Genomic DNA, 13,539 nt, shown 5'->3' with positions numbered 1-13,539 from the left:
CCATGACGCGACTCGCCCAGACGGCCGGGCTCACCGAGATCCAGCAGGAGATCCTCTCGACGGTCAGGGACTTCGTCGACAAGGAGATCATTCCGGTCGCGACCCAGCTGGAGCACCGCGACGAGTACCCCGCCGAGATCGTCGAGGGACTGAAGGAACTCGGCGTGTTCGGCCTGATGATCCCCGAGGAGTACGGCGGTCTGGGCGAGTCGCTGCTCACGTACGCGCTGTGCGTGGAGGAGATCGCCCGCGGCTGGATGAGCGTGTCGGGCATCATCAACACGCACTTCATCGTGGCGTACATGCTCAAGCAGCACGGCACCCAGGAGCAGAAGGACACATTCCTGCCCCGGATGGCGCTGGGCGAGGTACGGGGCGCGTTCTCGATGTCCGAGCCGGCGCTCGGCTCCGACGTCTCGGCGATCAGCTCCAAGGGCGTCCGGGACGGCGAGGAGTACGTCCTCAACGGCCAGAAGATGTGGCTGACGAACGGCGGTACGTCCTCACTCGTCGCCGTCCTGTGCCGGAGTGACGAAGGACACCCCGAGGGCACCGCCCCGCACAAGTCGATGACGACGTTCCTGGTCGAGAAGGAACCTGGCTTCGGCGAGGTCCGCCCGGGGCTCACGATTCCCGGCAAGATCGACAAGATGGGCTACAAGGGGGTCGATACCACCGAGCTCATCATGGACGGACTGCGAATTCCGGCCAATCGTGTCCTGGGCGGGGTCACCGGCCGCGGGTTTTACCAAATGATGGACGGGGTCGAGGTCGGGCGGGTGAATGTCGCGGCCCGTGGCTGCGGCGTCGCACAGCGTGCCTTCGAACTGGGCGTTTCCTACGCACAGCAGCGCCAGACCTTCGGAAAGCCCATCGCGCAGCACCAGGCGATCCAGTTCAAGCTGGCCGAAATGGCCACCAAGGTCGAGGCCGCTCATGCGATGATGGTAAACGCAGCTCGCAAAAAGGACTCCGGGGAGCGAAACGACCTGGAGGCAGGGATGGCGAAGTACCTCGCCTCCGAGTACTGCAAGGAAGTCGTCGAGGACGCCTTCCGCATCCACGGCGGTTACGGCTTCTCCAAGGAGTACGAGATCGAGCGCCTCTACCGCGAGGCCCCGATGCTGCTGATCGGTGAAGGTACCGCCGAGATCCAGAAAATGATCATCGGGCGCCGACTCCTTGAGGAGTACCGTTTCCAGGGTTGATTGTCCCTTTCGCGGCGATTTAACCGCGAAGAAGATCACACCTTGTCATCCTCAACCGGTGCCTTCCAGACGTCCGACTCGGCTGCTGGCTTGCCCAGTTGCGGCCAGCAACCGATAACATCGCCGGAAAAGCCGCCGTCCCCCGTTGCCAGCGCGGCTCAATCCGCTACGAAGGTCATCCATGCCCGACAGCCATACCTCTGCCTCACGCGGCCGGGTCCGCATCGCACGCGGAGCTTCGCCGTGGCTCCTGCCGACCGTCGCCACCGCCGCCCTCAGCCTGACCCGCGCCCGCCGGTCCGGGCGCTGGGCGGCCGTGGCCGTGCCCACCACCGCGCTCGCGGCGGGCATGCTCTGGTTCTTCCGTGACCCGGAGCGCGAGATCACCGGGGGGCGCGTCATCTCACCGGCCGACGGCGTGGTGCAGAGCATCATGCCGTGGAAGGACGGGCGCACCCGCGTCGCGATCTTCATGAGCCCGCTGAACGTGCACGTGAACCGCGCGCCGCTCGCCGGCACGGTGACGTCGGTGGAGCACGTGCCGGGTGGCTTCGTCCCCGCGTTCAACAAGGAGAGCGAGAACAACGAGCGCGTTGTCTGGCACTTCGACACCGAACTGGGTGACATCGAGATGGTGCAGATCGCGGGTGCTGTCGCGCGGCGCATCGTCCCCTACATCCCGCAGGGCACGAAGGTCGAGCAGGGTGAGCGCATCGGGCTGATCCGCTTCGGCTCCCGCGTCGACATCTACCTCCCGGAAGGTGTGGACGTCGCGGTCGAGGTCGGCCAGGCCACTACCGCGGGGGTGACTCGCATTGACCGTGATTGATCCCGACACACAGGCCGGCTGGGTCCCGGAGGCCGAGGAGGACGACGCCGACGACATGCCGCTCTCGATGCGGCTGTCGATAGCGGACACCCTCACCCTCGGTAACGCCACGTGCGGGTTCATGGCGGTGTACTTCACCACCACGGGCATTCTCATCCCGCACCTCACCGGCAGCGACGAGAGCGGCATGGCGCGGCACTCCGCGGCCACCGCCGTGATCCTCATGCTCATGGCAGCGATCTTCGACCTGTTCGACGGGCTCGTGGCCCGCAAGCTGCGTTCCTCGCCGATGGGCGCCGAGCTGGACAACCTCTCGGACCTCATCAGCTTCGGGCTCGCCCCGGCGTACTTCGTCCTCGTGTACGGCATGGTCGCGGACGACGCACACCAGCGGGTTTCGGCGCTGGCGGCGATCGTGGTGCTGCTGGCGGTGGTGCTCAGACTCGCGCGGTTCTCCTGCGTGACCTTGAAGGACGGCATGTTCCAGGGCATGCCGAGCCCCTTCGGAGCGCTCACGGTCATCTCGATCGTGCTCCTGGAGCTGCCGTTCGTGCCGACGCTGCTCGCGATCATCGGAGTGGCGTGGCTGATGGTCAGCCGGGTCGAGTACCCGAAGCCGCGGGGCGTCCTCGCGGTGGCGATGCTCGGCTGGATCGTGGCCGCGATGGGGCTGCTGGCGGCGTGGGCGCTGGACGCCCCCGGCGGTCAGCTGCTCCTGCAGACCGGCTGCGCGCTCCAGGTGGTCCTGGGTGCGGTCATCCCGCTCTTCGCGACCGCCCGCCGGGTGAACACCTTCCGTGACAACCGGCGCGAGGCGCGTGCGGCGCAGCTGCCGTAGCGGACTGTACGAACGACACGAGGGCCCGGATGCCGCAAGGCATCCGGGCCCTCGTGCGTGGCTTCGCGCAGTGGACGGAGAACGGCGTGGCGGGTGCGGGTGGCAGGGGCGCCCCGGGCAGTTGTCATGCCGTATCGCGACATCCCATGAGGAGTAGGGCGACCATGCGCTCGGCGTCGGCCTGATCGTAGTCGGGGCCGGTGATGCAGAGGTTCCCGATGCCGCGCATGAGCCTGTAGGCCGTGACACCGGGGCGGATCACGCCGGCGGCGGCGCAGGCGTCCAGCAGCGTCGCGCAGGCCGGGACCAGGGTGTCGAGCATGAGGGTGTGGAGGTTCTCCAGTCCCGGATCTCCGGACCCCAGCGCCGCCCCGAGGCCGTGCTTGGTCACCAGAAAGTCCACGAACGCGTCCGCCCACAGGGTCAGCGCGGTGAACGGCGACGCGGACTCCTCGAGGAGTCGGGGCGCGAGAGCCGCGCAGGCGTCGATCTGGTGCCGGTAGACGGCGGTGACGAGGTCCGCGCGGGTCGGGAAGTGCCGGTAGACCGTGCCGACACCGACGCCGGCGCGTTCGGCGATGTCACGGACGGGCGCCTGGACGCCCTGCTCGACGAAGACCGTCGCAGCGGCCTCCAGTACGCCACTGCGGGTGCGCTGCGCCTGCGCTTGGCGTACCCCGACCGACTCCGGCACGGATGACTCCCTTTGCTCGCGGAACAATGTTCCGCTAAGTTGGCGGAACGCTGCTCCGCCAAAGTATGGCAGAGCCGCTCCGCAGAGAAAGCACAGGTCCCCCATGTCCTTCCGCCCCCTTGGCCACCAGATCGTCTCGGTCAAGCCCATCCCCGTTCCCGCACCTGGCCGCGGCATCGACCTGCAGGTGAAGGTCACCGCGCCCCAGGCGGGCCAGAAGCTGCCCGTGATCGTCTTCTCCCACGGCAACGCGTGGTCCATGGACGGGTACGGCTCCCTCGTCGACCGGTGGGCCGCCGCCGGATTCATCGTGGTGCAGCCCACCCACCTGGACTCCCACCGCAACGCCATCGGCTGGGACGACCCGCGCTTCCCCACTATCTGGCGCGTTCGGATAGCCGATCTCCACGCGGTCCTCGACAACCTCGGCGACATCCTGGCCCAGGCCCACCTGGAGACCCGCGCCGACCGTGAGAGCATCGCCGTGGTCGGTCACTCCTGGGGCGCCCAGACCGCGGGCGCCGTCCTCGGCGCCCGCGTACTCGACGCCGACGGCGTTCCCGGCGAGGACTTCTCCCACTCCGCGGTCTCGGCCGGCGCCCTGATCGCCGCGACCGGAAGCGGCGACGCCCTCACCCCGTTCGCCGCCGAGAACCTCGCGTTCATGCGGCCGGACTTCTCCTCCATGAGCACCCCCGCCCTGGTCGTCGCGGGCGGTAGGGACCAGTCGCAGCTCTCCACCCGGGGGCCGGAATGGTTCACCGACGCCTACCACCTCAGCCCGGCGCCCAAGAGCCTGCTCACCCTCACCGAGGCCGAGCACACCATGGGCGGCATCGCCGGCGACCGGGTCGCCGAGACCACCGACGAGGATCCCGCCCGCGTAGCCCTCGTCGCCGACGCTATCTCCGCCTACCTCCGCGCAGCCCTCGGCCTCGACGACGCCGAGTGGACCGCCCTCGGCGCCGGCACCGAGGACGGCGACGGCACGTGGAGCATCGCCGGCAAGTAGGCCCGGCCCGACAGTCGCCCCTGTCCGACCGGCGAGGGGGCGGGAGTGCTCGGAACGCCCCCGCCTCCTTTCCCACCTCGTCCGGTCCGGGTCGCACAGCGGCCGCATCCTCATCGCGTTACGTCAGGAATTTTAGCCGTGTCATTGAAATTTTGCACGCACTCATAGACTTCCTTGCGGCGGTGCTCCTAGCCTGTGGGACGTCCGAAGAGCCCCCACGAGCCGCAAGGACGACTTCGACGTGACTTCCCCACCCCGACGCCCCCTGCTCAGGCGGTCCATATCCGCCTCGCTCTCGCTGGCACTCGCCGCGTTCGGCACCGCCGCCGCCGTGGTCCTGTCCAGCGCGCCGGCCGCCCAGGCGGCCGGTGTCCCCGCCCCCTCGCCGCTCGCGGTCCCCGGCCGCGGCGCGACCGTCCCGTTCAAGGAACAGGAGGCCGAGTACGCGGCCACCAACGGCACCCTGATCGGCCCGAACCGCCTCTACGGCACGCTGCCCTCCGAGGCCTCGGGCCGGCAGGCGGTGACGCTGGACGCGGTCGGTGAGTACGTGGAGTTCACGCTCACCGCACCCGCCAACGCGATGTCCTTCCGGTACTCGCTGCCGGACAACGCCGCCGGAACGGGCCGGGACGCCTCGATCGACGTACGCGTGAACGGGGCCTCGCCCAAGGCGGTGCCGGTGACCTCCAAGTACGGCTGGTACTACGGCGGTTACCCGTTCAACAACAACCCGGGCGACACCAACCCGCACCACTTCTACGACGAGGCCCGGACCATGTTCGGGTCGACCCTGCCCATCGGTACGAAGGTCCGCCTCCAGGTCACCTCCACCGCTGCCTCACCGTCGTTCACCATCGACCTGGCGGACTTCGAGCAGGTGGGCGCGCCCATCGCCAAGCCGTCCGGCGCGCTCGACGTGGTCGGCGACTTCGGGGCCGACCCGACCGGCGCCGCGGACTCGACCGCCAAGATCCAGGCGGCCGTGGACGCGGGCAGGGCGCAGGGCAAGGAGGTGTACATCCCGCAGGGCACGTTCCAGGTCCGCGACCACATCATCGTGGACAAGGTGACCCTGCGCGGCGCCGGGCCCTGGTACTCCGTGCTGACCGGGCGCGACCCGTCCAACCGGAGCAAGGCCGTCGGCGTCTACGGCAAGTACGCCGGGGACGGCGGCAGCAGCAACGTGACGCTCAAGGACTTCGCCATCATCGGTGACATCCGGGAGCGCGTGGACAACGATCAGGTCAACGCCATCGGCGGGGCCCTGTCCGACTCGACCGTCGACAACGTCTGGATGCAGCACACCAAGTGCGGCGCCTGGATGGACGGCCCGATGGACAACTTCACCATCAAGAACAGCCGCATCCTGGACCAGACCGCCGACGGCGTGAACTTCCACTACGGCGTCACCAACTCGACGGTCACCAACACCTTCGTCCGCAACACCGGTGACGACGGCCTGGCGATGTGGGCGGAGAACGTCCCGAACGTGAAGAACAAGTTCACGTTCAACACGGTGATCCTGCCGATCCTCGCCAACAACATCGTCACCTACGGCGGCAAGGACATCACCCTGTCCGACAACGTCATGGCGGACACCATCACCAACGGCGGCGGCCTGCACATCGCCAATCGCTACCCCGGCGTCAACTCCGGTCAGGGGACGGCTGTCTCCGGCACCACCACGGCCGCCCGCAACACCCTGATCCGGACCGGGAACAGCGACTACAACTGGAACTTCGGGGTCGGCGCGATCTGGTTCAGCGGGCTCAACGAACCGATCAACGGCAACATCAACATCACCGACAGCGAGGTCCTGGACAGCTCCTACGCCGCGATCCACCTCATCGAGGGGGCGTCCAACGGGCTGCACTTCAAGAACATCAAGATCGACGGCGCCGGCACCTACGCGCTCCAGATCCAGGCGCCCGGCACGGCCACCTTCGACAACGTCACGGCCACGCACATCGCGCAGTCCAACCCGATCCACAACTGCGTCGGCAGCGGCTTCCAGATCACCCGGGGTTCCGGCAACTCGGGCTGGTACGCCGATCCGCCGGCCTGCACCGGTGTCTGGCCGGACCCGGTGTGGACCAACGGCGGCGTGCCGGGCGGCGGCAGCGGCCCGACCGACCCCACGGACCCGCCGACCGACCCGACCGACCCGCCCACCGACCCGACGGACCCGCCCGAGGAGACGGGCAACCTCGCCCAGGGCCGTCACGTCACCGAGTCCGGTCACGCCGACGTGTACGGCGCGTCCAACGCGGTCGACGGCAACGCGAACACCTACTGGGAGAGCACCAACCACGCCTTCCCGCAGACCATCACCGTGGACCTCGGCGCCGCGAAGTCCGTCAAGCGGCTGGTCCTGAAGCTGCCCCCGTCGTCCGCCTGGGCGACGCGCACCCAGACCCTGAGCGTGTCGGGCAGCACCGACAACAGCACGTACAACTCCCTCAAGGGATCGGCGGGATACACCTTCAACCCGTCGAACGGCAACCAGGCGACGGTCACCCTGCCCGGCACATCGACCCGCTATCTGCGGCTGACGTTCACCGCCAACACCGGCTGGCCGGCCGCGCAGCTCTCGGAACTGGAGGCCTACACCAGCTGACCCGGCACCCACAGCACCGACGGGCGGCACGCGCGATGCGTGCCGCCCGTCGGCCATTCCCCCGGGCAGGCTGGGCTACTTGACGGCGTAGGACTTGGCCGCCGCCGCTGCCTCGGCCGGGCGGACCACCTTCAGGCCGCCCGGGATCTTGTCGTCCGGCTTCATGATCACGCTCTCCCGGGTGGAGGGCGCCGCCGGGTCGGAGAAGTCGTGCGACATCCCGAAGTCGCTGCCGAAGTCGGTGATGGTCAGCAGCGCCTTGTCGACGCCCTCACGGGTGAGGTCCTTCGCCGCGCACGCCTTCTTCAGCGCCTCCCCGTACAGGTCGGCGGCCGTGTATCCGGCGATGACGCCGTTGTCGAGGCCGGCCTTCGGGTAGGCGGCGGCGTACTCCTTCGCGAGCTTCGCCGGGCCGGCGCCCGGGTCGCCGATCGGCAGGGTGGACGCGGCGACGTAGTAGTCCTTCATCAGGGCCGGGCCCGCCTGTGTCTTCAACAGCTGCGGTGCGTACGCGGAGTTGTTGCCGATGACGGGGACATCGAAGCCGGTGGCGGCGGCGACCCCCACGAGGGAGGCGGCCTGACGGGGGCCGGCGCTGACGACGACGGCCTTCACACCCGCCTGCTTCAGCGCGGCCACCTGGGCGGTCATGTCGTTGTCGGTGGGCTTGATCTTCTGCTCGACGACGGTGAGACCCGCCTGCCCGGCCGCGTACTTGGAGCCCGCGAGCGCGTTCTCGCCGTAGTCGCCCTCGAAGTACACGTGGCCGATCTTGTCGCCCTTGGCGATGCGCTTCTCCGCGAGGAGATAGTCGATCGCGTTGATCGTCTCCACGTCGTACGTGGCGCCGATGACGCGGACGTACGGACTGCCGAGCAGGTTCGCCGACCAGGCCTGCGGCAGGACGAGCCCCTTGTCCTTGCCGTCGATGCGCTGCTCGACCGCCGCGACGAACGGGGAGCCGATGAACTGGACGAAGCCCAGCACCTTCGGTTCCAGCTCGGTGTACCCGGCGACGGCCTTCTGCGGGTCGTAGCCGTGGTCGCGTACGGTCAGCTCGATCTTGCGGTCGCAGATGCCGCCGGCGGCGTTCGTCTGCTTCGCCCAGAGCTGCTGCGCCTGGGTGACGCTCTTGCCGAGTGAGGCGTAGACACCGGTCATGTCGGTGAGCGCGCCGAGGGTGATCACCGAGTCGGTGACGCCCTGGCCGGTCTTCACGCCGCCCTTGCCCTCGTCTCCGGCGTCGGAGGACTTGGCCTTCTCGCTGCAGCCCACGAGGGTGAGGGCGAGGGCCGCACACACGGCCCCGAGTACACGCAGTTTCATTTCTTCTCCCCTGAGTTCTTCGTCGGGCGTGTCAGGCCGCCGGGCAGGAACAGGACCGCCGCGACCACCGCGGCGCCGTACAGGTAGCGCGACGCCTCGCCCGGTGCCAGGCCGCCGGTGCCGGGGGCCGCGACCAGGGGCAGGGAATCGCTGTAGTGGGTGAGGAGTTGCGGCAGCAGCGAGACGAAGGCGGCGCCGACGACCGCCCCCGCCACGGTGCCGAGTCCGCCGATCACGATCATGGCGAGGTATTCGAGGGACAGGACCATGCCGAAGTACTCGGGCACCGTCCGCTGGAAGACCAGGGCCAGCAGCACCCCGGCCAGTCCGGCGTACATCGAGGACAGGACGAAGACGCCGGCCCGGTAGCGCGCCACCGGGACGCCCATCACGCCGGCCGCGATGCGGTGGTCCCGGATGGCGTTCAGCGCCCGGCCCGGCCGCCCTCGCAGCACCCCCCGGGCGAACAGGCCGCTCAGGAGCAGGGCGAGCAGGGCCGCGTACCAGAGCTTCTCGGACGACTGGAACGGCACCGCGGCGACCACCACCTCGGTGTCGTCGAAGGTGAGGCCGAACAGCGAGAGCGGCGGCACGGCACGGCCGTTGTAACCACCGGTGAGCGAGGACGCGTTGAACAGCACGTGCTGGCCGATGAAGATCAGCGCCAGCGTGGCGATGCCGAGGTACGCGCCGCGCAGCCGGCCCGCGATGGGGCTGAACAGCCCGCCGGCGGCCCCGGCGAGGAGCACGGCGAGGACGGCGGCGAGCCCGCTGGGCAGGCCGAGCCCGGACAGGCTGTGCCCGTTCTCCGTACCGCTCTCCCCCGCCAGCACGCAGTAGCCGTACGCGCCCACGGCGAGGAAGAAGGCGTGGCCCATGGAGAGCTGGCCGGTGGCGCCGGTGAGCAGGTTGAGCCCGATGGCGCCGATCGCGGCAGCCATGGCGAACAGCCCGGCCTGGAGCCAGAAGCGGTCCAGGTAGAAGGGGAAGGCGAGCAGCAGCACCGATCCCGCCGCCCAGAGCCAGGTACGGGGGTGGCGCAGCCGGGCGGTGAGGCCGGGGGCGAACGCGGTGGTGGTGTCAGACACGGGCGGGCTCCTTCGTCCCGAGGAGTCCGGCGGGGCGGATGAGCAGCACGATCACCATCACCAGGTAGGGGGCCAGGTCGCCGATGCCGCGGCCGAGGAACGACAGGTCGCTCTGGTAGCCGGTGGCGAGCGATTCGGTGACCCCGACGATCAGTCCTCCGGCCAACGCCCCGGTCGTCGAGTCGAGTCCGCCGAGGATGGCGGCCGGGAACGCCTTGAGGGCGGCGAGCGATGTGGCCCGTTCCAGGCCCGGGGTGGGGAAGACCGTGAGGAACAGCGCGGCGACGGCGGCGAGCGCCCCGGCGACCGCCCAGGCGGCGAGCGAGACCCGGCCGAGCCTGATCCCCATCAGTGCCGCGGTCCGCGGGTTCTCGGCCGCGGCGCGCATCGAGACGCCCCAGGAGGTGAAACGGAAGGCGAGCAGGAACACGGTGATGAGGAGGGCGGCCGCGACGAACGCCGCGACACGGGTCTGGGCGAGTGTGACGCCGCCGACGGTGAGGACCCGATCGCCCCACGGGTCGCCGAGCGAGAGGACGTCCGTGCCCATGCGGCGGGTGAGTTCGGTGGTCAGCAGGATGTCGACGCCGATGGTGACGATGGCCAGGACGCTGTGGTCGCCGCCCCGGTAGCGGCGGATCACCAGGAACTCGACGGCCGCCCCGACCACCGCCGCGCCCGCGATGCCGGCGGCGAGCGCGGGCCAGAAGCCGATGTCGTCGTGGAGCACGGCGGTGACGTATCCGCCCGCCAACAGCAGCGACGCATGGGCGAAGTTGACGACCTCGGTGGCCTTGAAGATGACGACGAAGCCGAGCGCGATCAGTGCGTAGACCGCCCCGATCGACAGGCCGCCGAGGAGGAGTTCGATGAAGGTGGTCATTGCGGTGCCCCCAAATAGGCCTGGACGACGGCCGGGTCGTTCTGGACCTCGGCGGGGGTGCCGCCGGCGATCCTGCGGCCGAAGTCGAGTACGGTCACGGCGTCCGCGAGCCGCATCACCACTCCCATGTCGTGCTCGACGAGCACGATCGAGATCCCGAGGCCGTCGCGGACCCCGGCCACCACCGCCGCTGTGCGTTGCCGCTCGTCGGCGGTCATCCCGGCGACGGGTTCGTCCAGCAGGAGCACCTGCGGCTCCATGCACAGCGCCCGGCCCAGCTCGACGAGCTTCTGCTGCCCGTACGGGAGCGAGCTCGCCGGGCGCCCCAACTCCGCCTCCAGACCGATGAACTCTGCGATCTCACGCACCCGTTCGCGGTGGACGCGGGCCTCGCGGGCGGCGGACGGCAGCCGCAGCCCGCTCGCCAGGAACCCGGCCCGGGTGAGCCGGTGCCGCCCGAGCATGAGGGTGTCGGCGACGGTGGCGTACGGGGGCAGCGCGAGGTTCTGGAAGGTCCGGGCGACCCCGAGCGCGGCGATCTCGTGCGGGGCGCGCCCGGTCAGCTCGGCCGCCCCGAGCCGGACGCTGCCGGAGGCGGCCCGGTAGACCCCGGACAGCACGTTGAAGGTGGTGGACTTGCCGGCGCCGTTGGGGCCGATGACCGCGTGCACGCTGCCCGGCTCGACGGTGAACGAGACACCGTCGAGAGCGGTGAGGCCGGCGAAGCGGACGGTGAGGTCGTGGACGGTGAGGGGGGCGGGGGCGGTCACGCGGACCACCTGCCCAGGGTGCGTACGGCCGTCGCCGCCCGGTCCGCGTCGGCGGCGGCCGCCTCGTCGACGACGCCCAGGTAGCGGCGGCGCACCTCGTCGGACGCGGCCAGCTCGTCGGCCGGCCCGTGCAGGGTGACCTCGCCGACCTCCAGCACATACGCCGTGGCCGCGAGCCGCAGGGCGATCGCCGCGTTCTGCTCGACGAGCAGGACGGACGTGCCCGAGGCGTTGATCTCCCGCACGGTGTCGGCGATGCGCTGCGCCATCAGGGGCGCGAGACCGAGCGAGGGTTCGTCGAGCAGGAGCAGCCGGGGCCGGGCCATCAGTGCGCGCCCCATGGCCAGCATCTGCTGCTCGCCGCCGGAGAGCAGCCCGGCGCTCTGGTGCGCGCGGCGGGCGAGTACGGGGAACAGCTCGTGCACTCGGTCCAGCGCCTCGGCCGCCGCCCTGCGGCCTCCCGGGGCACCGAGGGCTCCCGCGCGCAGGTTGTCGGCCACCGTCATGCGGGCGAACACCTGTCGGCCCTCGGGCACGTGGACGATCCCGGCGGCGACGATCTGGTCGGGCCGCAGCCGCTCCAGGGGGCGCCCGTCGAGCCGGACCGTGCCGGTGGCGGTGCCGCCGTGGAAGCGCAGGGTCCGGGATATGGCGCGCAGCAGCGTCGTCTTGCCGGCGCCGTTGCCGCCGAGTACGGCGGTGATCGTGCCGGGCGGGACGTCGAGGTCGATGTCCCGTAGTGAACGGACCGGGCCGTAGGCGGCGGAGAGTGCGCGGATCTCCAGGGTGGGCATGGGGGTGTACTCCTCCTTCCGCGGTTCCTGTGTTGCCACAGGTCAGCAGGGGGAGGAGGGGGGCGTCCATGGGGGTGGGGGGATGTGGTGCGGGTGCCCCGGGTGGGCGGGGGCGGGGTTGTGCGGGCGCACAGCGCGGGGCGCCTGCGGCGGGCCTTGTCCCCTGCCCGCCCCAGGCCCCGCGCCTCAAACGCCGGCGAGGCTGGAAGTTGCCGCGCCAAAATCAAGCCCCTCCGGCGATTGAGGAGCGAGGGTCCGGGGGCGGAGCCCCCGGTTCAGACCAGAAAGTCGCGGGCGATCGACTCCGCCGCGCGCTCCAGCAACGGCCCCGCCTCCGCCATGCACACCGCAGGGTCCGGCTCCAGGTCCAGCAGCGCGTACGCCCGCCGAATCCCCGCCCCCTCCAGCGCCTCCGGCGACAGCGCCAGCCGGCCGCAGACCGCGACGACCTCCACCCCCGCCGCCCGCGCCGCAGCGGCGACGCCCGCCGGTGCCTTGCCGTGCAGGGTCTGCGCGTCGAGGGAGCCCTCGCCGGTGATGACGAACGTCGCCCGCTCCAGGGCGGGCGCGAAGCCGAGGACGTCGAGCATGACCTCGATGCCGGGGCGGAAGCGCGCGCCGAGGGCGACGAGTGCGCCGTAGCCGATGCCGCCGGCCGCCCCGGCGCCGGGGAGTTCCGCCTGCTCGGGGCCGAGGAGCGAGGCGTAGTGCGCGAGTGCCGCGTCGAGCACCGCGATGTCGGCCTCGGTGGCGCCCTTCTGGCGGCCGTAGACCTCGGGCGCGCCCTTCGGGCCGGTCAGCGGGTTGTCGACGTCGCTCGCGAGGATCAGGTCGATGCCGGCGAGCCGGGGGTCGAGGCCGGAGAGGTCCGCCTCGGCGAGGTCGGCGAGGCCGCCGCCGCCGGGGCCGACCGGCTTGCCGTCCGCGTCCAGGAAGCGTGCGCCGAGCGCGGCGAGCATGCCGGCCCCGCCGTCCGTGGTCGCGCTGCCGCCGACGCCGAACACGATGGTCCGGGCCCCCGCGTCGGCCGCGGCGAGGAGGAGCTCGCCCGAGCCGTACGTGGTGGCCGTGAGCGGGGCGAAGACCCCGTCGGGCAGGTGCTGGAGGCCGGACGCCTCGGCCATCTCGACCACCGCGGTGGCCCCGCGCACCGCGTACGCGGCGGTGACGGGGTCGCCCAGGGGCCCGGTCACCCGCGCCTCGCGGCGCTCGAAGCCGGCGGCCACCGCCGCCGCCACCGTGCCGTCGCCGCCGTCCGCGACCGGCAGGGTCTCCACCCGTACGCCGGGGACGACGCGCCGGAGCCCGGCCGTCACCCGCTCCGCGACCTGCACGGCCGTGAGCGAGCCCTTGAACTTGTCCGCCGCGACGAGCACGCGTGCGGTCTCCATCACTGCTCCGTCCGTCACCATGATTCCCTTTGCATTCGAACAGGCAGTCGCGCCGCCCCGACCCTATCCGCCGCACCCCCTCCGTG

12 protein-coding genes are annotated in these 13,539 nt (G+C 70.8%); 5 read left to right on the top strand and 7 right to left on the bottom strand.

Annotated features, from left to right (window positions below; genetic code table 11):
• Window positions 1–2: 2 nt before the first annotated feature.
• The 3 genes from OG242_RS28015 (at window position 3) to pssA (ending at window position 2,875) form a co-directional block, all read left to right on the top strand.
• Window positions 3–1,208 carry an acyl-CoA dehydrogenase family protein gene (locus tag OG242_RS28015; RefSeq protein WP_405900792.1) on the top strand — a complete coding sequence of 402 codons (1,206 nt, stop codon included), beginning with the start codon at window positions 3–5 and terminating at the stop codon, window positions 1,206–1,208.
• Window positions 1,209–1,389: 181 nt separating this feature from the next.
• Window positions 1,390–2,037 (top strand): phosphatidylserine decarboxylase, encoded by a 648-nt coding sequence (locus tag OG242_RS28010; protein ID WP_018519860.1) that lies wholly within the window; start codon window positions 1,390–1,392, stop codon window positions 2,035–2,037.
• Window positions 2,024–2,875 carry a CDP-diacylglycerol--serine O-phosphatidyltransferase gene (gene pssA / locus OG242_RS28005; protein ID WP_405900791.1) on the top strand — a complete coding sequence of 284 codons (852 nt, stop codon included), beginning with the start codon at window positions 2,024–2,026 and terminating at the stop codon, window positions 2,873–2,875. Before OG242_RS28010 ends, pssA begins: the two co-directional genes overlap by 14 nt.
• Window positions 2,876–2,999: 124 nt before the next feature.
• Here the strand turns inward: pssA and OG242_RS28000 are convergent, their stop codons facing one another.
• A complete protein-coding gene (locus OG242_RS28000) occupies window positions 3,000–3,569 on the bottom strand; it encodes a TetR/AcrR family transcriptional regulator (RefSeq protein ID WP_405900790.1) in 570 nt (189 codons plus the stop codon).
• Window positions 3,570–3,672: 103 nt separating this feature from the next.
• Here OG242_RS28000 and OG242_RS27995 point away from each other — a divergent pair, with 103 nt between their 5' ends.
• On the top strand, window positions 3,673–4,581 hold the full coding sequence (locus OG242_RS27995) for an alpha/beta hydrolase family protein (protein ID WP_405900789.1): 909 nt from the start codon (window positions 3,673–3,675) through the stop codon (window positions 4,579–4,581).
• A 241-nt stretch (window positions 4,582–4,822) separates the two neighbouring features.
• Window positions 4,823–7,201, top strand: a complete 2,379-nt coding sequence (locus OG242_RS27990) for a discoidin domain-containing protein (protein WP_405900788.1) — start codon at window positions 4,823–4,825, stop codon at window positions 7,199–7,201.
• 75 nt (window positions 7,202–7,276) lie between these two features.
• Here the strand turns inward: OG242_RS27990 and OG242_RS27985 are convergent, their stop codons facing one another.
• From OG242_RS27985 to OG242_RS27960, 6 genes are all read right to left on the bottom strand, one after another.
• Window positions 7,277–8,527, bottom strand: a complete 1,251-nt coding sequence (locus OG242_RS27985; protein ID WP_405900787.1) for an ABC transporter substrate-binding protein — start codon at window positions 8,525–8,527, stop codon at window positions 7,277–7,279.
• Complete coding sequence (locus OG242_RS27980) at window positions 8,524–9,615, bottom strand: branched-chain amino acid ABC transporter permease (protein ID WP_405900786.1); 1,092 nt, start codon at window positions 9,613–9,615, stop codon at window positions 8,524–8,526. Before OG242_RS27980 ends, OG242_RS27985 begins: the two co-directional genes overlap by 4 nt.
• Window positions 9,608–10,498, bottom strand: a complete 891-nt coding sequence (locus OG242_RS27975; protein ID WP_405900785.1) for a branched-chain amino acid ABC transporter permease — start codon at window positions 10,496–10,498, stop codon at window positions 9,608–9,610. The genes OG242_RS27980 and OG242_RS27975 overlap by 8 nt, the downstream gene beginning before the upstream one ends.
• Window positions 10,495–11,277 (bottom strand): ABC transporter ATP-binding protein, encoded by a 783-nt coding sequence (locus OG242_RS27970; RefSeq protein WP_405900784.1) that lies wholly within the window; start codon window positions 11,275–11,277, stop codon window positions 10,495–10,497. The genes OG242_RS27975 and OG242_RS27970 overlap by 4 nt, the downstream gene beginning before the upstream one ends.
• Window positions 11,265–12,062, bottom strand: coding sequence for an ABC transporter ATP-binding protein (locus tag OG242_RS27965; protein WP_405900783.1), 798 nt, complete (start codon window positions 12,060–12,062; stop codon window positions 11,265–11,267). The genes OG242_RS27970 and OG242_RS27965 overlap by 13 nt, the downstream gene beginning before the upstream one ends.
• A gap of 275 nt (window positions 12,063–12,337) precedes the next feature.
• Window positions 12,338–13,453, bottom strand: coding sequence for a glycerate kinase (locus OG242_RS27960; protein ID WP_405900782.1), 1,116 nt, complete (start codon window positions 13,451–13,453; stop codon window positions 12,338–12,340).
• Between the last annotated feature and the right edge of the window lie 86 nt (window positions 13,454–13,539).

Source organism: Streptomyces sp. NBC_00727, assembly GCF_045161745.1.
Classification (GTDB): Bacteria; Actinomycetota; Actinomycetes; order Streptomycetales; family Streptomycetaceae; genus Streptomyces.
This window is presented reverse-complemented; position numbering and strand designations above follow the sequence as displayed.

Excerpts from the sequence above, each read along its gene's own strand:
- OG242_RS27995 (WP_405900789.1), top strand. The coding sequence starts at position 3,673 with ATGTCCTTCCGCCCCCTTGGCCACCAGATCGTCTCGGTCAAGCCCATC.
- OG242_RS27965 (WP_405900783.1), bottom strand. The coding sequence starts at position 12,062 with ATGCCCACCCTGGAGATCCGCGCACTCTCCGCCGCCTACGGCCCGGTC.
- OG242_RS27985 (WP_405900787.1), bottom strand. The coding sequence starts at position 8,527 with ATGAAACTGCGTGTACTCGGGGCCGTGTGTGCGGCCCTCGCCCTCACC.
- OG242_RS27960 (WP_405900782.1), bottom strand. The coding sequence starts at position 13,453 with ATGGAGACCGCACGCGTGCTCGTCGCGGCGGACAAGTTCAAGGGCTCG.
- OG242_RS27975 (WP_405900785.1), bottom strand. The coding sequence starts at position 10,498 with ATGACCACCTTCATCGAACTCCTCCTCGGCGGCCTGTCGATCGGGGCG.
- OG242_RS28015 (WP_405900792.1), top strand. The coding sequence starts at position 3 with ATGACGCGACTCGCCCAGACGGCCGGGCTCACCGAGATCCAGCAGGAG.
- OG242_RS28010 (WP_018519860.1), top strand. The coding sequence starts at position 1,390 with ATGCCCGACAGCCATACCTCTGCCTCACGCGGCCGGGTCCGCATCGCA.